The organism is Streptomyces sp. 71268, assembly GCF_029392895.1.
GTDB lineage: Bacteria > Actinomycetota > Actinomycetes > Streptomycetales > Streptomycetaceae > Streptomyces.
Window position 1 is genome coordinate 4803009 of the sequence record NZ_CP114200.1, and the last position, 24591, is coordinate 4827599.

Annotated in this window: 25 protein-coding genes and 1 riboswitch; of the genes, 9 read left to right on the top strand and 16 right to left on the bottom strand. The window is 72.4% G+C overall.

Annotation, left to right across the window (positions count from 1 at the left end; genetic code table 11):
- Positions 1–27: 27 nt before the first annotated feature.
- Positions 28–744, bottom strand: a complete 717-nt coding sequence (locus OYE22_RS18845) for an ABC transporter substrate-binding protein (RefSeq protein WP_277321497.1) — start codon at positions 742–744, stop codon at positions 28–30.
- Between the two features lie 146 nt (positions 745–890).
- Between OYE22_RS18845 and dtd the strand changes: the two genes are divergently transcribed.
- Positions 891–1316, top strand: a complete 426-nt coding sequence (dtd, locus tag OYE22_RS18850) for a D-aminoacyl-tRNA deacylase (protein ID WP_187064263.1) — start codon at positions 891–893, stop codon at positions 1314–1316.
- Positions 1317–1359: 43 nt separating this feature from the next.
- On the opposite strand, the gene OYE22_RS18855 is transcribed toward dtd, so the two are convergent.
- The 6 genes from OYE22_RS18855 to OYE22_RS18880 all read right to left on the bottom strand — a co-directional run bounded on the left by OYE22_RS18855 (position 1360) and on the right by OYE22_RS18880 (position 6901).
- A complete protein-coding gene (locus OYE22_RS18855; protein WP_176162385.1) occupies positions 1360–2340 on the bottom strand; it encodes a folate-binding protein YgfZ in 981 nt (326 codons plus the stop codon).
- Between the two features lie 9 nt (positions 2341–2349).
- Complete coding sequence (locus OYE22_RS18860) at positions 2350–2802, bottom strand: Fur family transcriptional regulator (RefSeq protein ID WP_277321498.1); 453 nt, start codon at positions 2800–2802, stop codon at positions 2350–2352.
- Positions 2803–2831: 29 nt separating this feature from the next.
- Positions 2832–3884 (bottom strand): ABC transporter substrate-binding protein, encoded by a 1053-nt coding sequence (locus tag OYE22_RS18865; RefSeq protein ID WP_277324200.1) that lies wholly within the window; start codon positions 3882–3884, stop codon positions 2832–2834.
- A 17-nt stretch (positions 3885–3901) separates the two neighbouring features.
- Complete coding sequence (locus OYE22_RS18870) at positions 3902–4801, bottom strand: ABC transporter ATP-binding protein (RefSeq protein ID WP_277321499.1); 900 nt, start codon at positions 4799–4801, stop codon at positions 3902–3904.
- Positions 4802–4910: 109 nt separating this feature from the next.
- Entirely contained in the window at positions 4911–5939 is a 1029-nt protein-coding gene (locus tag OYE22_RS18875; RefSeq protein ID WP_277324201.1) for an iron ABC transporter permease, read from the bottom strand.
- A 202-nt stretch (positions 5940–6141) separates the two neighbouring features.
- Positions 6142–6233, bottom strand: a riboswitch (cobalamin riboswitch).
- Between the two features lie 104 nt (positions 6234–6337).
- Positions 6338–6901 (bottom strand): FABP family protein, encoded by a 564-nt coding sequence (locus OYE22_RS18880; RefSeq protein ID WP_176162381.1) that lies wholly within the window; start codon positions 6899–6901, stop codon positions 6338–6340.
- Between the two features lie 357 nt (positions 6902–7258).
- Here OYE22_RS18880 and OYE22_RS18885 point away from each other — a divergent pair, with 357 nt between their 5' ends.
- Entirely contained in the window at positions 7259–7624 is a 366-nt protein-coding gene (locus tag OYE22_RS18885) for a DsrE family protein (protein ID WP_176162380.1), read from the top strand.
- A gap of 78 nt (positions 7625–7702) precedes the next feature.
- Here the strand turns inward: OYE22_RS18885 and OYE22_RS18890 are convergent, their stop codons facing one another.
- The 6 genes from OYE22_RS18890 to OYE22_RS18915 all read right to left on the bottom strand — a co-directional run bounded on the left by OYE22_RS18890 (position 7703) and on the right by OYE22_RS18915 (position 13354).
- Positions 7703–8113, bottom strand: coding sequence for a DUF3099 domain-containing protein (locus OYE22_RS18890; protein WP_277321500.1), 411 nt, complete (start codon positions 8111–8113; stop codon positions 7703–7705).
- A gap of 269 nt (positions 8114–8382) precedes the next feature.
- Entirely contained in the window at positions 8383–8670 is a 288-nt protein-coding gene (locus tag OYE22_RS18895) for a DUF1416 domain-containing protein (RefSeq protein WP_277321501.1), read from the bottom strand.
- Between the two features lie 92 nt (positions 8671–8762).
- The gene (locus OYE22_RS18900) at positions 8763–9602 is read right to left on the bottom strand and encodes a sulfurtransferase (protein WP_187064271.1); all 840 of its coding nucleotides are present in this window, start codon (positions 9600–9602) and stop codon (positions 8763–8765) included.
- 564 nt (positions 9603–10166) lie between these two features.
- The gene (locus OYE22_RS18905) at positions 10167–11048 is read right to left on the bottom strand and encodes a DUF2993 domain-containing protein (protein ID WP_348652224.1); all 882 of its coding nucleotides are present in this window, start codon (positions 11046–11048) and stop codon (positions 10167–10169) included.
- Between the two features lie 217 nt (positions 11049–11265).
- Entirely contained in the window at positions 11266–13059 is a 1794-nt protein-coding gene (locus OYE22_RS18910) for a hypothetical protein (protein WP_277321502.1), read from the bottom strand.
- A gap of 10 nt (positions 13060–13069) precedes the next feature.
- Positions 13070–13354, bottom strand: coding sequence for a MoaD/ThiS family protein (locus OYE22_RS18915; protein ID WP_176162374.1), 285 nt, complete (start codon positions 13352–13354; stop codon positions 13070–13072).
- 283 nt (positions 13355–13637) lie between these two features.
- On the opposite strand from OYE22_RS18915, the gene OYE22_RS18920 reads away from it, so the two are divergent.
- From OYE22_RS18920 to OYE22_RS18945, 6 genes are all read left to right on the top strand, one after another.
- Positions 13638–15380, top strand: a complete 1743-nt coding sequence (locus OYE22_RS18920; protein WP_277321503.1) for an ABC transporter ATP-binding protein — start codon at positions 13638–13640, stop codon at positions 15378–15380.
- 155 nt (positions 15381–15535) lie between these two features.
- A complete protein-coding gene (locus OYE22_RS18925; RefSeq protein WP_277324203.1) occupies positions 15536–17680 on the top strand; it encodes an ABC transporter transmembrane domain-containing protein in 2145 nt (714 codons plus the stop codon).
- A 99-nt stretch (positions 17681–17779) separates the two neighbouring features.
- On the top strand, positions 17780–18172 hold the full coding sequence (locus OYE22_RS18930; protein ID WP_277321504.1) for a MerR family transcriptional regulator: 393 nt from the start codon (positions 17780–17782) through the stop codon (positions 18170–18172).
- Between the two features lie 80 nt (positions 18173–18252).
- The gene (locus tag OYE22_RS18935; RefSeq protein ID WP_277321505.1) at positions 18253–18621 is read left to right on the top strand and encodes a thioredoxin domain-containing protein; all 369 of its coding nucleotides are present in this window, start codon (positions 18253–18255) and stop codon (positions 18619–18621) included.
- Positions 18622–19271: 650 nt separating this feature from the next.
- Positions 19272–20147: a response regulator transcription factor gene (locus OYE22_RS18940; RefSeq protein WP_277321506.1), complete on the top strand. Its 876-nt coding sequence runs from the start codon at positions 19272–19274 to the stop codon at positions 20145–20147.
- 24 nt (positions 20148–20171) lie between these two features.
- Positions 20172–21194: a LacI family DNA-binding transcriptional regulator gene (locus tag OYE22_RS18945; RefSeq protein WP_277321507.1), complete on the top strand. Its 1023-nt coding sequence runs from the start codon at positions 20172–20174 to the stop codon at positions 21192–21194.
- 107 nt (positions 21195–21301) lie between these two features.
- On the opposite strand, the gene OYE22_RS18950 is transcribed toward OYE22_RS18945, so the two are convergent.
- From OYE22_RS18950 to OYE22_RS18960, 3 genes are all read right to left on the bottom strand, one after another.
- Entirely contained in the window at positions 21302–22474 is a 1173-nt protein-coding gene (locus tag OYE22_RS18950; protein WP_277321508.1) for a methyltransferase domain-containing protein, read from the bottom strand.
- Between the two features lie 353 nt (positions 22475–22827).
- Entirely contained in the window at positions 22828–23022 is a 195-nt protein-coding gene (locus tag OYE22_RS18955; RefSeq protein WP_277321510.1) for a DUF397 domain-containing protein, read from the bottom strand.
- An 11-nt stretch (positions 23023–23033) separates the two neighbouring features.
- A complete protein-coding gene (locus OYE22_RS18960) occupies positions 23034–23921 on the bottom strand; it encodes a helix-turn-helix transcriptional regulator (RefSeq protein WP_277321511.1) in 888 nt (295 codons plus the stop codon).
- 191 nt (positions 23922–24112) lie between these two features.
- Here OYE22_RS18960 and OYE22_RS18965 point away from each other — a divergent pair, with 191 nt between their 5' ends.
- Complete coding sequence (locus tag OYE22_RS18965) at positions 24113–24559, top strand: ATP-binding protein (RefSeq protein ID WP_277321512.1); 447 nt, start codon at positions 24113–24115, stop codon at positions 24557–24559.
- Positions 24560–24591 lie beyond the last annotated feature (32 nt).

Genomic DNA, 24591 nt, shown 5'->3' on the forward strand with positions numbered 1-24591 from the left:
GGCGGGGGGTGCGACCTCCCCGGGCACTCACGGGAGCAGGTCGTCGACTTGGGCTTCCCCCTCACGGTACCTGCGGGTGATCTCGGCCCCGCAATCGTCCGCCGTCCGCTGCAACTGCTGCCGCCGCCCGGAGACCCGCTGCTCGTAGGCGGTGAGCCGGCCCATCGCCCGGTCCAGCTCCTCGTCCGTCCTGGCCTGCAGGTCCGACAGCTCCACCTCGGCCAGCATCTCCTCGGCCAGTTGCCGGTACGGGCCGTTGCGCGGCGTGCCCAGCGTCACGTGCCGGGCCGACGAACGGTGCCGGGTCGGCCCGTCGGTCAGGATCTCCGAGAGCCGGTCCACGACCGTGCGCGGCGGGTCGGCCACCGGAGCCGGCGCGCTGGGCGCCGCGCGGTGCGCCAGCTCGGCGCGGATGATGTCGATCCGCCCCTGGAGCAGCCGGCGTACGTAGCTCAGGTCCGCCTCCTCCGCCTGCGAGCTGCGGCGCAGCGCGCGCAGTTCGGCCAGGCGCAACCCGTCCAGGGCCAACACGGTCGCGGTCGCCTCCGCGAGGTGCCCGGGTCGCCCGCCGGGCGAGCGCGTGTGCGGCACGTCGACCGCCCCGCCGAACCACGCGTCCCGCACCGGCTCCGCCACGGCACGTGCCGGCCGCGGCGGATACCCGGGGCTCCCCGGACTCGCCGCGGACGACGACCGAGCGGTTGGTACGGAGCCGGGAGACTGCCCGGCGCCGGGTGTAATCATGCGTTTCCGTCCCCTCAAACGGTGCGCGAGCTGGTCGCGTTGTCCACATAACGCACCGCCTGCACGCATCGTGCCACTCTGTGCGGTCCGTCCGCACCGGTGGAACACCCGAACAGCCCAGATGGCCGCAGGGCATCATGGTGCACATGCGTGCTGTGATACAGAGGGTCGACGGGGCCAGCGTCACCGTGGGTGGCGAGACGGTGGGGGAGATCGTCGGCGAGGGGCTGTGCGTCCTGGTCGGCGTCACCCACGACGACACCCCGGCCAAGGCCGCGCAACTGGCCCGCAAGCTCTGGTCGGTGCGCATCCTGGACGGCGAGAAGTCCTGCTCGGACACGGGCGCCCCGCTCCTGGTCATCAGCCAGTTCACCCTCTACGGCGACGCCCGCAAGGGCCGCCGCCCCACCTGGAACGCCGCCGCCCCCGGCGAACTGGCCGAACCCCTGGTCGACGAGGTCGTCGCGGCCCTGCGCCAGTTGGGCGCCCACGTCGAGACGGGCCGCTTCGGCGCCGACATGAAGGTCTCCCTGACGAACGACGGGCCGTTCACGGTGCTGGTGGAGGTCTGAGGGGCGCTGGGGCCCCACCCCCACCCACCCCCCCCGCCAGGGGCTACGGCTCGACCACCACCTCCTGTGCCGCCGCCGTCGTGCCGGCCAGCAGGGTGGCGTCCACGGGGACGTTGCGCTTGACCAGGGCCAGGGCGATGGGGCCCAGTTCGTGGTGGCGGGCCGAGGTGGTGATGAAGCCGAGTTGGCGGCCGTCGGGGCCGTCGGAGGCGAGGCGGATCGGGGTGCCGTGCGGGGGGAGGTGGACCTCGCTGCCGTCCAGGTGCAGGAAGACCAGGCGGCGCGGAGGCTTGCCCAGGTTGTGGACGCGGGCGACGGTTTCCTGGCCTCGGTAGCAGCCCTTCTGCAGGTGCACCGCCGTGCCGATCCAGCCCAGCTCGTGCGGGATCGTCCGGTGGTCGGTCTCCAGGCCGAGGCGCGGGCGGTGGGCCTCCACGCGCAGTGCCTCGTGGGCCAGTACGCCGATCGCCGGGCCGTGCGCGTCCGCGAAGGAGGCCAGCTCGCCACGGGGCAGGAACACGTCGCGGCCGTGCGCGGTCTCGCGTACCGCCGCGCCGTCCGGGACGTCGGCGATCGAGCCGGCGGGCAGGTGGACGACGGCGAACTCCTCGGTGCGGTCGCTCACTTCCACCCGGTAGAAGAACTTCATGCTCTCCAGGTAGGCGATCAGCTCGGTCTGGGTGCCGGGCTCCACGTGGGCCCAGACCGTCGTGCCGTCGTCCACCAGGTACAGCGCGTGCTCGATGTGGCCGTTCGCGGACAGGATCAGCGACTCGGTGGCGTGCCCGACGGGCAGTTCGCTCACGTGTTGGGTGAGCAGCAGGTGCAGCCAGCTCAGCCGATCGTCGCCGGTGACGGTGACCACGCCCCGGTGGGAGAGGTCGACGAAGCCGGAGCCGTCGGCGAGGGTGCGCTGTTCGCGGAACAGGTCGCCGTAGTGACCGGCGACCCCTTCGTCCGGACCCTCCGCCGGTACGGCGCCGGGGAGCGACAGCAGCGGACTGGCGGGTGATTGTCGCAGCATGCCCCCAGCCTACGGCGCCGCCGTCGGCTCCTCGCCGGCCTCCCCGCCGCCGGCGCACTTCGCACACCGTCCGAAGATCGCGAAGTGCTTCAGGTCGGTGTCGAAGCCGAAGCTCTCCCGCAACTGGCGGGTGAACGGCTCGGCGATGGCCTGGTCGGCCTCCAGCACGTCCGTGCAGTCCCGGCACACCAGGTGCAGGTGGTGGTGGCGCTCCGCCACGTGGTACGTCGGCGAGCCGTGCCCCAGGTGGGCGTGGCTGATCAGGCCCAGCTCCTCAAGGAGGTCCAGGGTGCGGTAGACCGTGGAGATGTTCACCCCGCTCGCCGTCCGGCGCACCTCGGTGAGGATGTCGTCGGGGGTGGCGTGCTCCAGGGTGTCCACGGCCTCCAGCACGAGCTGGCGCTGTGGGGTCAGTCGGTAGCCGCGCGCCCGCAGGTTGCTCTTCCAGTCGGTGGTCGCCACGCCGCCAGTGTAAGTGACTTAGGTCTCCCTTACCTTGGACGGTTTCCGTCGCGTCGTATCTCGCGCAGGTAGTCGCCGAGCGCGGTGACGGCCGCCGCGTTGCGCGGGCTCTCCACGAGGTCCGCGTAGTCGAGGGTGAAGACGCGCTTGTTCTTGATCGCCGAGACGTTCCGCAGCGGCGGGTAGTCGAGCAGGAACCTCTTCTTCTGCTCGGCGCTGGTGTCCCCGTAGTTGTTGATCACGATCACCTCGGGGTCGCGCTCGACGACGGTCTCCCATCCGACCGTGACCCAGCTGTCCTTGAGGTCCTTCATGACGTGGTCGCCGCCCGCCTTGGTGATGATGTCGTGCGGCCCGGCGTACCTGCCCGAGGTGAACGGCTTGTCCCGCCCGTCGTCGTACAGGAAGACCGTCGGCCGGTCCTTCGGTGCCCTGGCCGCCGCGTCGGCGATCTGTCGCTGGTAGTCGCGCACCAGCTTCTCGGCCCGCTCCTCCACGTCGAAGATCTTCCCCAGGGTGCGCAGGTCGGTGTAGAGCGCGTCGAGCGGGGACATCACGCCGCGCGCCTTGCCCACGCCGTTCCGACAGGACTCGGTGAGCAGGTACGAGCCGACGCCGAGCTTCTTGAGCGCGCCCGGCGTGAACCCCTCCGACTCGCGGAACCCGTAGTTCCACCCGGCGAAGACCAGGTCCGCCCTGGCGTCGAGGACCAGTTCCCGGTTGATCTCCCGCTTGGAGAGCCAGGGCACCTTGTCGTACGCGTCCTTGTACGGCACCGCGTCCAGGTCGCCCTTGTCGTCGGGCATGACGTAGCCGGCCATCCGGTCCTCGAGGCCGAGCGCGAACATGATCTCGGTGATGCCGACGTCGTTGGTGACCACGCGCTCGGGGGCCTTGTCGTACGTCGTCTGGGTGCCGCAGTTGGTGATGGTGACCGGGTAGTGGCCGCCCTTGCCTGCGGCGGCCTTCCCACCCTTGGCCTTCTCGTCCCCGTCGTCGGAGACCTTCGCGCCGCAGCCGGCGACGGTGAGGGCGAGGGCCAGGGACGCGGCGATGGTGGCGGGAGTACGGAGGCGGGTGATGCGCACGGGGCACTTCCTCAGCGGGTGGCGGGGACGGTGGTGGCGGACTGTTGGGGGAGGCGGTCGAAGAGGAGTTGCAGCGCGCCGCTCACCGGGTGCCGCACCTGGTGGCCACGGACCTGGAACACCTCGGCGAGCAGCGTGGGCGTCAGCACCTCGTGCGGGGGGCCGGAGGCGACGATGCGGCCGTGCGCGATGACGTACAGCAGGTCGCAGTGTTGGGCCGCCAGGTTCAGGTCGTGCAGCGCGGTGAGTACGGTCAGGCCGCCGGTGGGGCCGGCCTCGCCCCCCGGCCCGGACCCTGGCTCGGCACCAGACTCGGTCCCTGGCTGGGCCTCCGACCCCGGCCCGGCCGTGGCTCCCGGCGCGGCCCGGAGCAGGGCCAGGACCTCAAGCTGCTGGGCGATGTCCAGGTGGTTGGTCGGCTCGTCCAGGACCAGGACGCGCGGCTGCTGGGCCAGCGCGCGGGCGATCAGCACCCGCTGCTTCTCGCCGCCGGACAGGGTCAGGAAGCCCCGGTCGACCAGGTGGCCCGCGCCGACCGTGGCCAGCGCCTCGGTGCAGGCCCGCGCGTCGGCCGCCGAGACCCGCCCGGTCGCGCTCTGGTGCGGCATCCGGCCCATCGCCACCACCTCGCCGACCGTGAAGTCGAACTCGCTCGACGACTCCTGCGGCAGCGCCGCCAGCCGCCGCGCGCCCTCGCGCGGGCTCAGCGCGTGCAGGTCGTCGCCGTCCACCAGCACCGCGCCGGCGCTGGGCCGCAGCGCCCGGTACGCGCAGCGCAGCAGCGTGGACTTGCCGCTGCCGTTCGGCCCGACCAACCCCACCACCTGCCCGCTGGCGGCCCGCACGGTGGCCTCGGCCACCAGTTCGGCGCCGCCTATCCGCACCGACAGGTGCTCGACGTCGATGCGCATCAGGCGCCTCCGGGGTAGGGGTACGGAGCGGGGGAGGGAGCGGCGGGGGACGCGGGAACGGCGAAGGGCGCCGGAGTGCCGAGGGGCGCGGGCCCGGGGGCGGCGCGCATCACACGCCTCCGAAGGTGTAGCCGCGCCGCCGCATCAGCAGCACGAAGCAGGGCACGCCCACCACGGCGGTGATCACGCCGACCGGCAGTTCGACGGGGGCGAGCAGCACCCGCGAGAGGATGTCCACCCACACCAGGAGGACCGCCCCGAGCAGCGGCGCGACCGCGAGCACCCGCCGGTGGTCGGCGCCGACCAGCATCCGCGCGAAGTGCGGCACCATCAGGCCGACGAATCCGATCGCGCCGCTGACGGCGACGACGGCGCCGGTGACGGCCGCCGTGGACAGGAACAGCTCGCCGCGCAGCCGGCGGGCGTCCACGCCGAGCGCCGCCGCCGTCTCGTCGCCCATGGCCATGGCGTTCAGCCGGCGCGCGGAGTACATCAGGTGGGCCAGGCCGAGGGCCACCACGACGGCGGCGATCGGCAACGAGTCCCAGGTGGCCCCGCCCAGGCTGCCGAGCAGCCACATCATCGCCGAGCGCGCGGCCTCGCCGTGCTCGGCGCTGAAGACCATCAGGGTGGTGACGGCCGAGAAGCCGTAGTACATGGCCGTGCCGGTCAGCACCAGGCGCAGCGGGGTCAGCCCCTGCGGGGTGCGGGCCGCCGCGTACACCAGGGCCATCGAGACCAGCGCCGAGCCGAACGCGGCGGTGGACAGCGCCCACACGCCGAGCCCGCTGAGCGCCCCGAACAGCAGCACGGCGTTGGCGCCGACCGCCGCGCCCGAGGAGATGCCCAGCACGAACGGGTCGGCCAGCGCGTTGCGGACCATGGCCTGCACGGCCACGCCGATCCCCGCCAGGCCCGCCCCGACCACGGCGGCCAGCAGCGCCCGCGGGAACCGCAGCTCCCAGACGATGGTGTACGCCGCCCGCTCGTCGGCCCCGATGGTGCCGCCGGTCAGCCCGGCGCCGAGGAACCGCAGCACCTCGCCCCAGGAAAGGCCGGCGGAGCCGAAGGCGACGCCGCACACGAGCGAGACGGGCAGCGCGACGACGAGCGCGACGATCAGCGGAAGCAGTGGCAGGCGGCGCGGGGGCCGCCGGGGCGCGGGCGCGCCGGGCCCCTGGCCCGCGCGCGGCGGGGCGGCGTCCTCGGTCGTGGTCGCCACGGCGGGCTCCCCCTTCACCTCGGGCCGCGACCGTACGGTGAAGGAGTGGCCCGGGGCGTCGCCCCGGGTGCGTCCCCTCGCAGTCCGCGGCGAGTAGTCCTGGAACATGCGCCGCCGCGGGTGATCGGGCTCGCGGTGCCCGCATCCCGGGGGATGCGTGGGCTCCGCCTACCGTTGCGGGTCAGCGCCGGACTCTCACCGGACTTCCCCCGCGGGGCACGTATGCGGTTGTTGAGCGGTCGCGCGCCCGGCCGGTCTGGTCCGCACGCGACCGGGGTGAGGTGCTGCCGGGCTTACGACAGAGACTGCCAGGCTCAGCGGAAGAAGGCGATGCCGTCGTCGGGCAGGTCCTTGAGGTCCTTGGCCCACTCGCGCGGGTCGACGACCTTCTTCAGGTGCGCCGACATGTACGGCCGCAGCGGCACCTCGGGGGTGGCCTTCTCACCGACCCACATCAGGTCGCTCTTGACGTATCCGTACAGCCGCTTGCCGCCCGTGTACGGGCCGGCGGCGGCGGTGCGCGCGACGGCGTCGGTGACCAGGTCGATCTGCGGCTTCTGGTCGGCCAGCTCGCCGTACCAGATCTCCACGACGCCCTGGTCGCGGATCATGACGACCTCGACCTTGCGGTCCTTGTCGATCCGCCAGTAACCGGACTCGGTCTCCAGCGGGCGGACCTTCTTGCCCTCGGAGTCCAGCTCCCAGGTGTGCGAGACGTACTCGATGAAGTCGCGGCCGTCGTGCGTGAAGGTCGCCTCCTGCCCGAAGTTGCACTTCTCGGCGCCGGGGAAGTCGAAGACGCCCGCGCCCTCCCAGTTACCGAGGAGAAAGGCGAGGGGCACGAGGTCCGGGTGAAGGTCGGACGGGATCTCGATCATGAGTTCAGGCGATCTGTAGTGAGGACGGGAGACGGCGCGTCGGCCCGCTCGGGGCCGGGCACTGCCGCAGGGGCCCGCGCCGGGGCGCGAGCGCGGAGGGGTCCGTCAGCGCTGGCCCTGGTACAGCTTGAACAGGGTGAGCCCCGCGAACGCGGCGATGAGCACGGCCATCAAGACCAGCAGCAGGGTGAAGACTGTCTCAAGCACGAGCGCGCTCCTCGGACACAGTGTGGGGTGTTACGGACCGAGCCCGAGTCTAGTCCGCGCCACGAGGGCCGGCGCTGTGAGGTCCACCGCCCCGGCCGCGCCCGCCCCCGGCCGGCGCGAGCGGGGTGGGCGCGCGCCTACAGTGAGCCCATGGCGAAGAAGCTCGTGATCAAGGTGACGGCGGGCGCGGACGCGCCCGAGCGGTGCTCGCAGGCGTTCACGGTGGCGGCCGTGGCCGTGGCCAGCGGCGTCGAGGTCTCGCTGTGGCTGACCGGGGAGTCCTCCTGGTTCGCGCTGCCGGGCCGGGCGGCCGAGTTCGAGCTGCCGCACGCGGCGCCGCTGCCCGACCTGATCGACGGCATCCTGAGCGGCGGCGGCGCGCTGACCGTCTGCACGCAGTGCGCGGCCCGTCGCGACATCGAGGAGTCCGACCTCATCCCGGGCGCCCGCATCGCCGGCGCGCAGGTCTTCGTGAGCGAGGTCATGCCGGACGGCGTGCAGGCGCTCGTGTACTGATCCGGCCGGCCCGTACGGGGCCCGGGCGGGGTCCGTACGGGGCTCGTCCGGGCTCGTGGGGATAGCCGCTCCCGGCCCTCACGGGTGGTGTTTGCCGTCGAGCTCGTCCCACCACGCGTCGGACTCCGGGTCGCCGGTGCGCGCGCCGTGCTCGGCGGAGGACCCGCCGCGCGCGCCGGGGTGCGGGGGCGGCGGTCGCGGGGCCGCGTCCTGGTCGGGGTCGGGCCACAGGCCCAGATCGGGGGCCGCGCCGGGCGCGTGGTCGGTGCGCTGGCCCGGTGGTCGCGGGGGCGGTTCGTCGAACCACCGGTCGTCGGGGCCGCGCCGGTTGGCCACGATCGCCGCGAGCGGCGGGATCACCATGGCCACCACGCACATGCCGACCGCCACCGGAACCGACCACAGCCGGACCACGGCCCATGCCGACACGAAGAGCGTCAGGCACGCACCCATCATGAGGAAGTAGCCACGTCGCCGCCGGGCGTACATGCCTCCAGCGTACGACTGGACCTCGGGCCCGCACCTGGTGTGTGGCCTGGACGGTGTGGGGACACTTCCCCGCCCCGCACCGGCCCTGCCCATCGCGCTGCCCGCCCCCGTGCGGGCAGCGCGATGCCCCGACGACGCCACCGGGGCGCGCCGAAGCCTCACAGCGCGCGCACACCGCATCGGTGCGCGCACGCGCGGAGGGCCGCTCCCCAGTACAAGGCGTCCAACCCCTGGGGTGCGGCCCTCCGGCCACGCTGGCGCGTAAAGCGTCAGACGGTGATGGCGACCTCCGCCAGGCCGCCCTGCTGGGCGACGACGGTGCGGTCGGCGGTCGCGCCGGGCACCAGGGCGCGCAGCGTCCAGGTGCCTTCGGCGGCGTAGAAGCGGAACTGTCCGGTGGCCGAGGTGGGCACCTCGGCGGTGAACTCGCCGGTGCTGTCCAGCAGGCGCACGTAGCCGGTGACGGGCTGGCCGTCGCGGGTCACGCTGCCCTGGATGGTGGTCTCACCGGGCTTGATGGTCGCCGCGTCGGGGCCGCCGGCCTGGGCTCCACACATGGGTGTCTGTCCTTACGTCAGGGAGGAAGAAGGTCGCGAGGGACCGGAGGAGGGGAGGGTGCAGCGGGTCGGGGAACCGGGAGCCCGGGGGCTCAGGAGCCCGAGCCGACCTCGATCGGCACGCCGACCAGCGAGCCGTACTCGGTCCAGGAACCGTCGTAATTCTTCACGTTGCTCTGGCCGAGCAGCTCGTGCAGCACGAACCAGGTGTGGGCGGAGCGCTCACCGATGCGGCAGTAGGCGATGGTGTCCTTGGACAGGTCCACGCCCTCGCCCTCGTAGAGCGCCTTCAGCTCGTCGTCCGACTTGAAGGTGCCGTCGTCGTTCGCGGCCTTGGACCACGGGATGTTGCGGGCGCTGGGCACGTGGCCGGGGCGCTGCGACTGCTCCTGCGGGAGGTGGGCCGGGGCGAGCAGCTTGCCGGAGAACTCGTCGGGGGAGCGCACGTCGACCAGGTTGAGCGAGCCGATGGCGGCCACGACGTCGTCGCGGAAGGCGCGGATCGAGCTGTCCTGCGGCTTGGCCTTGTACTCCGTGGCCGGGCGGGTGGGGACCTCGGCGACCAGGTCGCGCGAGTCCAGCTCCCACTTCTTGCGGCCACCGTCGAGCAGCTTGACGTCCTGGTGCCCGTAGAGCTTGAAGTACCAGTAGGCGTACGACGCGAACCAGTTGTTGTTGCCGCCGTAGAGGACGACGGTGTCGTCGTTGGCGATGCCCTTCTCGGAGAGCAGCTTCTCGAAGCCGGCCTGGTCCACGAAGTCGCGGCGCACCGGGTCCTGGAGGTCCTTCTTCCAGTCGATCCGGATGGCGTTCTTGATGTGGTTCTTGTCGTAGGCCGACGTGTCCTCGTCGACCTCGACGATGACCGTCTTCGGGTCATCGATACGGGCCTGGACCCACTCGGCGTCCACCAGGACGTCGCTGCGGCTCATGCTGTTCTCCTCCGGGGCAGATACGGATGGTGCACGGTGACGCGGATTGGCGTACCGGCAGGCGGCGACGGGGATGCGCGCGGCGCTGCACGGGGGCGGTACGAAGCCGGGCCCGGCTTGCGGGGAGATGGGGCGAACCCGCGGGATGTGCGCGGTACGAGCCCGGCAAACCAGGGAAAAGCGGCCTCGGTCAGACAGGGCGACAGAGCATGGCGGCGACGCGGCACAGGTCTACTGCCCGCCGCTTCGTGAGATCCGCCTGTCGCTTCATGCGTTCGATCGTAAGGACGGGGGGCGGGCGTGTCACCGGCGTGTCGTATGGTGAGACGAATATGTCTGCGATGCGGGACGGATCGCGAGTGCGCACGGCCCGGGGCCCGGGGCGGGACAGGCTTCTCGCGGACGGTATCTGTACTGCGGAACCAGCCGTCTCAGTGCGTGGACGGGGCCTGAACGGCCGGTGCCGGGCCGCGCCCGAAGGCGGTCGGCCCGGCACCCGGTCGGCCCGGCGATCGGTCAGCCTGCCAGCGGGTCAGCCCGCCAGCGCCTCACCGCGCCGGCGCGTCAGCCCGTCAGTTCGACCGCGTGGCCCTCGGCCTCGATGTCCACGCCGTCGGGGGTGGTCTCGATCGCCTTGAGCCCCAGTCCGGCCGGCAGGCCGTCCACCTTGCGGTCGATGTCGGTCCGCTCGCGGACCTTGTCCTCCCAGCCCGGCACCGCGCCGGCGGGGATCTTGTCGGCGCGCAGCCGGATGGTGTCGCCGTTGACCACGCTCACCGTCCCGTACGCGCTGATCTTGAAGCCGAGCAGTCCGCCGCTGATCTTCACCCGGCTCTTGCCGGTGTCGTCCTTGCCGGCGTAGCCCACGGTGATGCCGGGGCCGGCGGCCTTGGAGAGGTCCGCGTAGCTGACGTGGGCCCGTCCGGTGGCGTGGTCGGCGACGGCGGAGGAGAAGTTGTTGGAGACCTTGACGTCGCGCATGGTGGCCGTCATCTCGGTGATGCGGATGGCCCGGCCGTTCTCCTCGCTGGTCAGCCCGTCGAAGGTGACCTCGATCTCGTCGAACTTCTTGCTGACCACCTGGGTGAGGAAGGGGAAGCCCTTGATCGACACCTCGGGCGTGCCGGTCAGGTTCTCCTTGCTCTTGATCTTCTTGGCCGCCTCGGACTCCACGACGTTGACCGCGATCCGGTCGGCGGCGACGAACAGCCCGCCCAGGATCACCAGGAGGATCAGCAGGACCCGCAGGCCGCGCCCGCGTCGGCGGCGGCGCGGCGGCGGGGCCGCGCGGTCGTCGTAGTCGTCGTAACCGCCGTGGCCGCCCGCGGGCTGCCCGGGCCCGTAGGCGTCGTACCCGCCGCCGCCATAGCCACCGGCCCCCTGGTGGTACGGCGCGCCGCCCGGGCCGCCCCTGTTCGCTGCGTCCGTATGCGCCGCGTCCGACATGCTTCGCCCCCCAGGGTCTCGGTCAGGTCTGTGCTTGAGGCTGTGAGCCTAGCCGTACGCGTCCGAAATCGGCCGAACGTTCGCTCGTATCCGAGGGCCGTCCTGTCGACGTTCGGCCGGTTTCCGCGCCCGACGCGTGGCTTTCGCCCGCCCGACGCTCCGGGTTCCCCGGCCCGCCGGCCCGTATGTCCGGCCGGCGGGTTCGGGGGTAAGGCGTTCAGCCGAGGGTCCGGCCGAGCAGGTAGACCGCCGGGGCCGCGGCCGTGAGCGGCAGCGCGACGCCGGCCGTGAGGTGCACGAACCGCGACGGGTAGTCGTAGCTGGCCACCCGCAGTCCGACCAGCGCGCACGCACCGGCGGCCAGCCCGATGGCCGCCCCGGACGTGCCGAAGTCGGTGGCGCGCGCGACGGCGAAGCCGGCGCCGCCGGACGCGGCCAGCGCCAGGAGCACGGAGACGGCGCCCGGCAACGGCAGCGCGCGGGCGAGCGCCGCGACGCCCACGCCGGCCGCGCCGATCACGACCGGGTCCGCGTCGGTGGCCAGGTACCCGGCCGCGACCACGGCGAGCGCCGCCGATGTGGCGGTGGCGGTCAGCCCGTACAGCCGCTCGTCGGGCGGGCTGAGGTTGCGCAACTGGAGCACGATCACCAGCAGCAGCCAGCAGCCGAGGGTGCCGATGAGCACCGTGGGCGCCTGGTCCCGGTCGGTGGTCAGCAACCCGATGTCGGCCGCGACGCCGCCGAGGAAGGCCAGCGCGATGCCCTGCCGCGCGGGCCACATGCCGTTCAGCCGGAACCAGCCCGCCGCCGTCACCGCCTGCAACAACACCACGGCCACCGCGAGCGCCGGCTCCGCCACCGGCGCGGCCACCGCGAGCAACCCGGCGAGCACGGCGGTCAGCAGCGCCGGCTGGAGCCCCGGCCCGAGGATCTGCGGCCGGCCCTCGGCCCGCGCCTTCTCCGCCGCGGTCATCGGCGCGGCGGCGGGCGCATCGATGGCCGGGGTTTGAGTCGGGTCGGCGGGTGCGCCGGCCGGTGCTTCGGCTGGCGTGTCGCCACCCTGCCCGCCCGGCGCGGGGGCCGCGTGCTGCGGGGCGCCCTCGTACGAGGCGTACGCGGCGGGGTCCTGGTAGCTCTGCTGCCCCTGGTGCCCCTGCTGTCCCTGGTGCCCTTGGTGGTCCGGGTAGCCCTGGTCGTACGGCTGCTGGCCCTGGCCGTACGGCTGCTGGCCCTGGCCGTACGGGTCGGCGCCGTACCCGTGCGCCGGGGCGCCCGCCCCGGGCGCGTAGGGCGCGTGCTGCGACGGGTGGGCCGGGTGGATCGGGGCCGGTTCGCCGTAGCCCGGGTGGGGCTGCTGCCACGGCTGGCCGGCCGATGCCTGCGCTGGACCGCCCAACTCCTGTTGCCCCGGCGCGGGTTGGTGGCCGTTGGACGCGGCGGGGTCCGGGTAGCCGGCGCCGGCCGGGTAGCCGCCGGGGGTGGGCTGGTGGTGCGTGGGGTGCGGCTGCTGCGGCGGGTAGGCGGTGGCCTCGTCGTCGTAGCTGGGCCAGACCGGCTCGTTCGGGTAGGCCGCGTAGCCGCCGTGGCCGGAGTCGCCCGCGCCCTGCGGGGCGCCGGCGCCGTAGCCGGTCTGGGCCTGCGGCCCGTGACCGTAGCCGGGCTGCGTCCCGTAGCCGGCCTGCTGCCCGTGGCCGTGGTCGTGGCCGTGGCCGTGGCCGTGGTCGTGGCTGTGCCCGGGCTGCGCCGGGTGGTCGCCCTGCGCCCCGTAGCCGGCCCGCGCGTCGTGTCCGCCGTAGCCCGGCTGCCCCGGGTAGCCGGAGCGCGCCCCATAGTCGGGCTGCTGGGCGTACGGGTCGGGGGTTGTCGGGTGCCGCTGGTCCGCGTGGTCGGCGGGCGCGGGGTCGTAGGGCGGGTACGGCTGCTGGGGGGCGTGCGGCTGGTAGCCCTCGTACGGCGGCGGGTAGCCGGCGCCCTCGTACGGCTGCTGGGGATCGTGTGGCTGGTCGCTCATGGGCTGGGGCTCACCCTCCCGCGAACGGGGGGAGCACCTCGACCGTGCCGCCGTCCGCCAGTTGGACCGCGTGGTGGTCGCGGGTGCCGACGGGGTCGCCGTCGATCAGGAACGAGCAGCGCAGCAGCACCCGGGCGAACTCCGGCTCCGCGCGGTGCCGGTCGCGGGCCGCGGCGAGCGCGTCGGCCAGCGTGTGCGCGGCGTACGGCTCCTCCGCGGTGCCGGCCGCCGCCTTGGCCGCCGCCCAGTACCGGATGGTCCCGGTCGGCGGGGCCACCGTGTCCGTTGCCGCCATGGGACTCCTCTTCTCGTCCGTGTCCTTCGCGGCGTGCTCGTCGTCGCCGCTCGCCCGCCCCCGCGCGGGCCGGGCCCGCCAGCGCGCCGGGCGCGTGCCGCCCTCCATCATGACGCCTCGCGCCCGGCCCCCCTCGCCGCCGCCCGCCCACAGCCCGGCCGCCCGGGGCCCCCGCCGCCTGCCCTGCCCCCTCCCGCACGACGCGGCCCGCCTGCCCCCTCCCACCTCGCCCCGGGCCGAAACTCCGGAGCGGGCCGGCTGGCCCTCCCATAGGGTGCGCGATGTGTTGGTCCGACTATTGCGGGCGTATCTGCGGCCCCATACGCGTTCGATCGCCGCGATCGTGGCGCTCCAGTTCATCCAGACCCTGGCCACCCTCTACTTGCCGACCCTGAACGCCGACATCATTGACAACGGTGTCGTGAAGGGGGACACGGACCACATCCTGCGCGTGGGCGGCGTCATGCTCGCCGTGACCCTCCTCCAGATGGTCTGCGCGATCGGCGCCGTCTACTTCAGCGCCCGCACCGCCATGGCGCTCGGCCGCGACGTACGCGCCGCCGTCTTCGACCGCGTGCAGTCCTTCTCCGCCCGCGAGCTGGGGCACTTCGGCGCGCCCTCGCTCATCACCCGGACCACCAACGACGTGCAGCAGGTGCAGACGCTGTGCCTGATGACGTTCACGCTGATGGTGACCGTGCCCATCATGTGCGTCGGCGGCGTCGTGATGGCGCTCAACCAGGACGTGCCGCTCTCCGCGCTGCTGCTGGTCATCGTGCCCGTCCTGGGTGTGATCGTCACGCTGATCGTGCGCCGGCTGCGGCTCGTCTTCCGGGGCGTGCAGAAGAGCGTGGACCGGGTGAACCGGGTGCTGCGCGAGCAGATCGCCGGCGTCCGCGTCATCCGCGCCTTCGTGCGCGACACCTACGAGCGCGAGCGGTTCGCCGGCGCCAACACCGAGCTGATGGACGTCTCGCTGCGCGCCGGCCGGCTGATGTCGCTGCTGTTCCCGCTGGTGCTGCTGGTCGTCAACGTCTCCAGCGTCGCCGTGGTCTGGTTCGGCGGCCAGCGCATCGACGACGGCGGCATGCAGATCGGCGCCCTGACGGCCTTCCTCTCCTACCTGATGCAGATCCTGACCGCCGTGATGATGGGCACCTTCATGCTCATGATGATCCCGCGGGCCGAAGTGTGCGCCGAGCGCATTCAGGAGGTGCTGGGCACCGAGAGCAGCGTCGTGCCCCCGGCGCACCCGGTCGACCCCGTCACCCCGCTCGACCAGCGCGGCGAGCTGGAGCTGCGCGGCGTCGAGTTCCGCTACCCCGGTGCTGAGGAACCCGTACTGCGGGACATCTCGCTCACCGCCAGACCCGGCCGCACCACCGCCCTCATCGGCAGCACCGGCAGCGGCAAGTCCACGCTGATCGGCCTGGTGCCACGGCTGTTCGACGCGACCGGCGGCAGCGTGCTCATCGACGGCCAGGACGTGCGCGACCTCGACCCGGAGCAGGCCGGCTCCCGGGTCGGGCTCGTACCGCAGAAGCCGTACCTGTTCAGCGGGACCGTCGCCTCCAACCTGCGGTACGGCAACCCGGACGCCACCGACGAGCAGTTGTGGCACGCCCTGGAGGTTGCGCAGGCCCGCGACTTCGTCGCCGCGCTCGACGGAGGCCTGGACGCGCCCATCGCGCAGGGCGGCGGCAACGTCTCCGGTGGGCAGCGGCAGCGGCTGGCCATCGCGCGGGCGCTGGTGCGGGCGCCGCGCATCTACCTCTTCGACGACTCGTTCTCCGCGCTCGACTACGCCACCGACGCCCGGCTGCGCGCCGCGCTCGCCCGCGAGGTCGCCGACGCGACGGTGATCATCGTCGCGCAGCGGGTGGCCACCATCCGGGACGCCGACCAGATCGTCGTCCTGGACGAGGGCCGGATCGTCGGCACCGGAACCCACACCGAGCTGATGGCCTCGAACGAGACCTACCGGGAGATCGTGCTCTCCCAGCTCACCGAGCAGGAGGCGGCATGAGCCCCACCGAGTCCGACCCGGAGCCGACCCGGCCGCCGACCGCCCCCGCCCTCTCGAAGGACACCAAGGACACCAAGGACACCGGCGACCAGGCAGCTCCCAAGGCCAAGGCCGCGCCGCGTGGGCCGGGACCCGGCGTCGGGGTCGCGCGGTTCATGGGCGGCCAGCCCACCGAGCGCACCATGGACTTCACCGGCTCCAGCCGCCGACTGCTCGCCATGCTGCGGCCCGAGAAGCCGAGCATCGTCGCGGTCGTGTCGCTGGCCGTGGTGAGCATCGCGATGTACGTCATCGGCCCCAAGCTCCTCGGCCACGCCACCGACCTGATCTTCGCCGGCGTCGTCGGCCGGCAGCTCCAGGAGGGGCAGACCAAGGCGGAGGCCGTTCAGCGGTTGCGCGAGGGCGGTGACGGCACGGTGGCCGACGTGGTCGCCGCGATGGACGTGGTCCCGGGCCAGGGCATCGACTTCGACGCGGTCGGGGTGACGTTGCTGTGGGTGCTGGCGATCTACGTGCTGGCCGGCGTCTGTGCCTTCGCGCAGGCCAGGATCGCCACGTACGTCGTGCAGCGCACGGTCTTCCGGCTGCGTACCGAGGTCGAGGAGAAGCTGGCCCGGCTGCCGCTGAGCTACTTCGACCGGCAGCCGCGCGGCGAGGTGCTCAGCCGCGCCACCAACGACATCGACAACGTCGGGCAGACCCTCCAGCAGACGTCCAGCCAGATCATCGCCTCGCTGCTGACCATCGTGGGCGTGCTGGCGATGATGTTCTGGATATCCCCGCTGCTCGCGCTCGTGGCCCTGGTCACGGTGCCGGTCTCGGTGGTCGTCGCGACCCGGATCGGCAAGCGCGCGCAGCCGGAGTTCGTCGCGCAGTGGAAGACCACCGGCACCCTCAACGCGCACGTGGAGGAGATGTACACCGGGCACGACCTGGTCAAGGTCTTCGGCCGGCAGCGGGAGTCGGCGGAGGTCTTCCGCGAGCAGAACGAGAGGCTGTACGCGTCCAGCTTCCGGGCCCAGTTCATCTCGGGGATCATCCAGCCCGCGATGATGTTCATCGGCAACCTGAACTACGTGCTCGTCGCCGTCGTCGGCGGGCTCCGGGTGGCCAGCGGCTCGTTGTCGATCGGTGACGTGCAGGCGTTCGTGCAGTACTCGCGGCAGTTCAGCCAGCCGCTCACGCAGGTGGCGAGCATGGCCAACCTGGTGCAGTCGGGCGTCGCCTCCGCCGAGCGGGTCTTCGAACTCCTCGACGCGGACGAGGAGCGCCCCGACGCCACCCCCGTACGACCGGAGTCCGGCACTCCCGTACGACCGGAGGCCGAGCGGGCCGAGCCCGTACGCCCGGGAGCCGAGCCCGTACGACGGGAGGCGGGGGACCCCGTACGACCCGGGTCCGTACACCCGGAAGCCGAACGGGCCGAGCCCGTACGACCGGAGGCGGGGCAGCCCGTACGACCCGAGGCCGAGCGGGCGGGGCACCCCCGGCGCGCGGCCCGCACGGTGCGCGGCGAGGTCGCCTTCGAGCGGGTCAGCTTCCGCTACGCGAGCGACACCCCGCTGATCGAGGACCTGTCGCTGACGGTGCGGCCCGGCCAGACGGTCGCCATCGTCGGCCCGACCGGCGCCGGCAAGACCACGCTGGTCAACCTGCTGATGCGGTTCTACGAGGTCAGCGGCGGGCGGATCACCCTGGACGGCGTCGACATCGCCACCCTGCCGCGCGAGGAGCTGCGCTCGCACATCGGCATGGTGCTCCAGGACACCTGGCTGTTCGGCGGCACCATCGCGGAGAACATCGCCTACGGGGCGCCCGAGGGCCTGCCCATGGAGAAGATCGTGGCGGCGGCCAGGGCCACCCATGTGGACCGCTTCGTGCGCACCCTGCCGGACGGCTACGACACGGTCATCGACGAGGAGGGCGGGGGCGTCAGCGTCGGCGAGAAGCAGCTCATCACCATCGCCCGCGCGTTCCTGGCCGAGCCGGCGATCCTGGTCCTGGACGAGGCGACCAGCTCCGTCGACACCCGGACCGAGGTGCTGATCCAGCAGGCGATGGCCTCGCTGCGCACCGGCCGCACCAGCTTCGTCATCGCGCACCGCCTCTCCACCATCCGGGACGCGGACCTGATCCTGGTGATGGAGGCGGGCGCGATCGTGGAGCAGGGCACGCACGCGTCACTGCTGGCGGCGCGGGGCGCGTACGCCCGGCTGTACGCGGCCCAGTTCGCCGGCGAGGAGGCCGTCGAGACCACGGATGTCGCCTCCGGCGCGCCGCAGCCGGCCATCGGCGGCTGACCCGACCGGGCCGGCCGGGCACACCGCCCGGCCGGCCGGTCCTGTCGGCACGCCGGGACCCTTGCCTTGACGCCGGCGTCAACATCTAGCGTCAGGGCCATGCGCATCGGCGAACTCGCGGAGCGGGCCGGCGTGAGCACCCGGACGCTGCGCTACTACGAGACCCGCGGGCTGCTGCCCGCCCGGCGCGGCGGCAACGGCCACCGCGTGTACGGCGACGACGACCTGCGGCTGGTGGAGCAGATCCGCACGCTCCAGGACTTCGGCTTCGGCCTGGAGGAGACCAGGCCCTTCGTGGAGTGCCTGCGCGCCGGGCACCCGGCCGGCGACGCGTGTCCCGCCTCGCTCGCCGTCTACCGGCGCAAGCTCGCCGAACTCGACCAGATCGTGGCCCAGTTGCGGTCGGTGCGCGAGCAGGTCGCCGCGCAGTTGTCACAGGCCGAGGCCCTGCTGCCGGACGGCCCCGAGCCACGCTGCGAACTCATGGGCTGACGGGCTGACGGACTGGCGGACTGACGAGACCAGGGAACGCGGCAACGCGGGGACGCGAAAACGACGCGAGGGAGAAGACGATGATCAAGGCCGAGGGTGTGGACGAGGTGACGGACGCGACGTTCGCGGACGAGGTGCTGGCGGCGACGCTGCCGGTGCTGGTGGAGTTCACCGCCGACTGGTGCCCGCCGTGCCGGCAGATCGCGCCGGTGCTGAGCGCGGTCGCGGCCGAGGAGGCCGGCCGGATCAGGGTGGTCCAGCTCGACGTGGACACCAGCCCGGCGACCACCGCCGCCTACGGCGTGCTGGCGATGCCCACGCTGATGCTCTTCCGGGACGGCGAGCCCCTGACGTCGATGGTGGGAGCCCGCCCCAAGCGACGGCTGCTCCAGGAACTGGCCGAGGCGCTGCGAGACGGTAGCCCCACCGGGCCCCGAGCCGGCGCCTAGCGCACCCGTACGGGCGATGGCAAGATCCGCGCCCCAGAAAAGTGCCCGTGCGCAACGACGCGCCCCTCGTGCCTCAGCCCGCCGGGGCGGCTGGTTTTCTCTCCCGGTCCGTACGCCCCGTACGGCCCATACCGCGCTGCGTAGCCGGGCCGGGCGGTACCCCGCCCCCGTATCGGTCGACCGGGGCCCGCCCTGCTCGCGGGCGCCGGGGGCCGCGGCGACCCGGCGTACGCGACGGGCCCGCTGGCGAGGTGAGCCCAGGGCCGGGCCGGACGGAGCATCTTGCCCGTAAATCGCGGAAAATGTCCCCCGTACGGCCCGCCGCCGGGCGCTTGTGGGGGCCGCCGCGTGACCGAGGGAACAACGGAAGGTGCACATTCGGCCGCGGGCCGGGCCGGCGATTGGGCTATCCTGCTGGACAGAGGACCTGGGCAAAGCAGCCCCCAGGTCCTTTTGTGCTTTCAGCCACGCACCCCCCGGCTGATCGCCACGGTACGAAGCAAGGCCGCGAAATCCCCCAGGCCGCTCCTGGGTGGTGCCCCACGCAGGGACCGAGGAGGAACCGACGTCATGGGCAAGGCAAGCGAGCACAACGGCACGGGCAGGGCGTGCAGGGTGACGACCGGCGGCAGCGGGGCAGGTGGTCGCGGATGAGCTCACTGCTCCTGCTGACCAACGCGCTCCAGCCCTCAACCGAGGTGCTCCCCGCCCTCGGCCTGCTGCTGCACGGCGTACGGGTCGCGCCGGCCGAGGGCCCGGCCCTGGTGGACACCCCGGGCGCCGACGTGATCCTCATCGACGGCCGCCGTGACCTGCCCCACGTACGCAGCCTGTGCCAGCTCCTACGCTCCACCGGCCCCGGCTGTCCGCTGCTGCTCGTGGTCACCGAGGGCGGGCTGGCCGCCGTCACCGCCGACTGGGGCGTGGACGACGTGCTGCTCGACACGGCGGGCCCGGCGGAGGTCGAGGCGCGGCTGCGGCTGGCGATGGGCCGCCAGCAGATCGTGAGCGACGACAGCCCGATGGAGATCCGCAACGGTGACCTGTCGGTGGACGAGGCGACGTACAGCGCCAAGCTCAAGGGCCGGGTCCTGGACCTGACCTTCAAGGAGTTCGAGCTGCTCAAGTACCTGGCCCAGCACCCGGGCCGGGTCTTCACGCGGGCCCAGTTGCTCCAGGAGGTGTGGGGCTACGACTACTTCGGCGGCACCCGGACCGTGGACGTCCACGTACGACGGCTGCGCGCCAAGCTCGGCCCCGAGCACGAGTCGCTGATCGGCACCGTACGCAACGTGGGCTACCGCTTCGTCGTCCCGGAGAAGGTCGAGCGGGCCGCGGAACGTGCCGCGGAGCGTTCCTCGGAGGGTACGAAGGCGGCGGCCTCGGGTCAGGACGGTACGGATGGGGTCGGCGGTGCCGGCGGTGCCCGCGGTGCGAAGGGGACAAACCCCCGCGACGCGGTCGATGGTCGCTCTCGCGCGGCGGACGGAGCGAAAGCAGGGGTCGCACGCCGGGTAAACGGCTAGGGGGACCCGCGTAGACTTCCGCGCGTGGCCAAGGTGACGCGGGATGATGTAGCACGGCTTGCGGGAACGTCGACCGCGGTCGTCAGCTATGTCATCAACAACGGACCAAGGCCGGTCGCCCCGGCCACGCGCGAGCGGGTACTCGCAGCGATCAAGGAGCTGGGGTACCGGCCGGACCGCGTCGCGCAGGCGATGGCGTCCCGCCGTACCGACCTCATAGGGCTCATCGTCCCCGACGCCCGGCAGCCCTTCTTCGGCGAGATGGCGCACGCCGTCGAACAGGCCGCCGCCGAGCGCGGCAAGATGGTCCTGGTCGGCAACTCCGACTACCTGGACGAGCGCGAGGTGCACTACCTGCGCGCCTTCCTCGGAATGCGGGTCTCCGGGCTGATCCTCATCAGCCAGGGCCTGAGCGAGAACGCGGCGGCCGAGATCGAGGCGTGGGACGCGCGCGTGGTGCTCATGCACGAGCGGCCCGAGGCGATCGACGACGTGGCCGTCGTCCTGGACGACGTCGGCGGCGCCCAACTCGCCGTACGCCACCTCCTTGAGCACGGCCACCCGTACGTGGCCTGCATAGGCGGTACGGAGGAGACCCCGTCGGTCGGCGACCCGGTCACCGACCACATCGAGGGCTGGCGCCGCGCGATGCTGGAGGCCGGCCGCTCCACCGAGGGCCGCCTCTTCCAGGCCCCCTACAACCGTTACGACGCGTACGAGGTGGCGCTCGACCTGCTGGCCGGCCCGAACCGGCCGCCCGCGGTCTTCTGCTCCACCGACGACCAGGCCATCGGCGTCCTGCGGGCCGCCCGCGAACTGCGCATCGACGTCCCCGGCGAGCTGGCCGTGGCCGGCTTCGACAACGTCAAGGAGGCCGGCCTCACCGACCCGCCGCTGACCACCGTCGGCTCCGACCGCCCGGCGATGGCCCGCGCGGCGGTCGACCTGGTGTTGGACGACGGCCTCCGGGTGGCGGGCTCACGCCGCGAGCGGCTGAAGCAGTTCCCGTCGGCGCTGGTGGTGCGGCGCTCCTGCGGGTGCGGCTGACCGGGGTCGGCGTCGCGGGCAGCGGGTAGCGGGTTCGGCGCCCGGCGGCGCCGAAGAGGGTCTGCGTGGTGGGGAGTTGGCCGCCGCGCCCTGACGGGGATGTCGGTTCACAGGTCCCAGCGTCGCCCCGTGAGGATGTGCCAGACGCGGGTCGCCCCGTCGGGCTCGCGGGCGTAGCCGAACCGGTCCTGACCCGGCCGCCCCTGCTCGTGCCACCACCGCCAGGCGGCCTCGACCGTACGCCACAGGTCGCGCTCGCCGGCGTACGTGACGCTGCCGTCGTCGGTCAGCGGGGCGCGGACCCAGGTGCCGTCCGGGGTCTGGAGCTGGAGGGCGGTGTTCCCGTCGTCGTCGCGGTGGTGGACGAGTTCGGCCTCCGGCAGTTCGAGGGCGAGGAGCAGCCGGAAGGGGTAGTGGTTGCGCACGTCGGCCGCGACGACCGTGGTGGTGCGGGTGACGGTCTCGGTGGCGTACGGGGCGCGTCGCTGTGGTGCGGGGTAGCTGGTGGCGTGGTCACGGGCGGCCATGAACCGCCCGCTGGTCTCGGTGAAGTGGCCGTACGCCCGCCCGGCGGCATCGATGCCGACGCGTACGAGCCCGCCCTCGATGCCCAGGTCGACGTCGGTGACGATGACCGCGTCGGGATTGCTCTGCTCGATCCACGCTGCCGGCAGGTGGCGGCGCACCGAGCAGGTGGCGATGGTGCGGTCGAACCGCCGGCCGGCGGGATGCCCGGCCCGGCCGTCGCCCGCGACGAGGTCCGGCGCGAAGCCGAGGGTGGCCAGGCGTTCGCGGGCGATGCAGACGAGATCGGGGTCGATGTCGACGGAGTGCACGAGGTGGTCGCCGAGGCGGGCGCAGAGCAGCGCGGCGTTGTAGCCGGTGCCGGTACCGACCTCCAGCACCCGCTGCCCGTCCTGGACGTGCAGGTCCTCCAACATGCCTGCCATGAGGCTTGGTTGGGTGCTGGAGGAGGTGGGGACGCCGGTCCAGGCGCCGGTGTCGACCCGCTCGGCGGTGGCCGGGTCGAGCGCGGTGACGAGGGTGGCGTCCCGATAGATGTTCGCCAACTCGCTTGCCGCGATGGTGTGTTGCGCTCGCCAGACCGTGATGCCTCGGGAGTTGGTCTCCCTCTCGTACCAGTGCGGTACGAACACGTGGCGGGGTACGTCCGCGAACGCCTCGGCCCAGCGCGCGGAGCGGATGGCCGCGTCTTTCTGTAGCCGCTCGACCAGGGCGGGCAGGTGCGGGCGGGCGGCGTCGAAGGGGGTGGGGCTCACGGGGGTGTCCTCTCGCCGGGTGAGTCTGAGCGGTCGTGCGCGCCGCCCCCGCGCCGGGGGAGCCAACCGTTCGGCGCGAGGGCGGCGGTTTGGGGACTGCCCTCACCCGTCGGGGCAGGCGGGTGAGGGCAGCCGTCCTCCCAACAGGCGTGTGCCCATGGGAGGTTGCGTCGCCGTTGGGCTGGCAGAGTCCGGTGAGCAGCCCTATATGGCGACGCTGAGCGACCGTAGCGCTACACAGAGGCTGGGATCAATAGTGCTTCCGTATCTATGTTGACGTGAGGGTGGGTTGGCATATGCGCGCACGGCAGCCCCCGGCCGCGTGGGCTCGGGGGCTGCCGTGTGAGGAGGGGCTAGGTCAGGTGGTCGTACTCGCCAGCCTTCGCGCCTTGGATGAAGGCGGCAAGCTGCTTCGGAGTAACGCTGATGATGGCCTCGGGGTCTTGGCTCTCGCGCATCAGGATTAGGCCGTTCTGTGGCAGGGTCTCAATGCAGTTGTTGCCGCCCCCGCCGCAAAACGATGAGCGCTGCCATTCGTTTTCTGGCATCTTTTGCCCCTTCACAACTTATGCGCGATTTCTCTAATGAGATCCCGCGACTCTGCGACTTCCAGGCTACGGGATTCCATCTCGGCGAGGAGATCCCGGTAGGCGCTGAGCTGCGCAGCGGCGTCGAGAAACGCCGCGCCGTGCGCGAAGTCGAGATGCACAGTGTCGAGCTGAGGGACGTCGCCTGTGGCCAGCAGGACGGCCTGCCCTGAGCCTGCGAAGCCATCGACATCGAACGTCAGCACGCGAATCGTGCAGTTCGGGCGCTCGGAGAGTGTGAGGAGATGCTCAAGCTGCGCTCGCGTTGTCGCTGCTCCGCCGAACCTCATGCGGAGGGCAGCCTCGTGGATCACGGCGCTGAAGTGCGGCCCGTCTCTGCGGTCCAAGATGTGCGCGCGCCTCATCCGGTGCTCGATTCTTGCCTCGATGTGATCCTCGTCAAGGCGCGGGAACGTAAACCTGAATACCGCCCGTGCGTAATCTTCGGTCTGCGCAAGACCCGGAAGGTGCGCGATCTGATAAGTGCGCAGGTTTTTTGCTTTCGCCTCAAGCTCCGACAGGTCGAGGAACCCTGCGGGGAGCGTGCCGCGATATTCCTCCCACCAGCCGCGATCGCGCTCGGTGGCCATCGCGATGAGGGCCTGCAAGTACGGCTCGTCGGTGCAGCCGTAGCTATTCGCCAGCACGCGAAGCCGATCGGAGCCGACGCCGGTGCGCGCCGTTTCCATGTGGCTGACCTTGGTGTGGTCGAGTCCGAGTATTGCCGCAGCTTCCCGAGCGTTCAGGCCGGCGGCCTCTCGCATCTTGCGCAGTTCGACGCCCAGTCGACGCTGGCGCGCCGTCGTCACTGTCCTTGGTGGCATGGCGCAAGTCTGCATCCGGTGGTGGGGCGGGTCCATTGGGATCAATGTAGCTCCGGACGGGTAGCTACATTGATCCCACATGCTCTATGGTCCTGACAGCACCGCGCGGCACGCCGGGAAGACCCGAAGTGCAGTCATCCGCACGCCCGTTGAGGGCGCCCCGGGGGATGGCCAGAGCCACGGACGGCGAAGTAGCCGACGCTCACGTCACGTTGGGAGACACCGACATGAGCCAGACCGCACCACCACCGCTCAAGGCGGCGACGACGGCCCGATTCGTGGTGCCGAACTCGGACCTCGCGCCCAGGATCCTGCGCCACCTCGTCACCACGCTCCTGGTCACCACCGGACACGGGATCGTCGCCGACGACGCCCGCGTATGCGTGAGCGAGGTCATCACGAACGTGCACCGCCACACCCACACGTCACTGGTGTACCTCGACGTCACGCTGCACCCCGGTCGCGTACGGGTCGCCGTCTGGGACGAGGCTTGGGATCGACACCCCGCCCCGGGCCGCGGCGGCGTCACCCACGAGGAACGGGGGCGCGGTCTACTGCTCGTCCAGCGCCTGTGCGCCGAGTGGGGCGTCACCTGGCCGTCCAACTGCGAACACTCCCGCAAGCGGGTGTGGTTCGTGCTCGATGAGCCGGCGGGCGGGGATGGCGTGGTGTGACGGGGGCGTGGGCAAGCGGCGGCGTCGGCGCG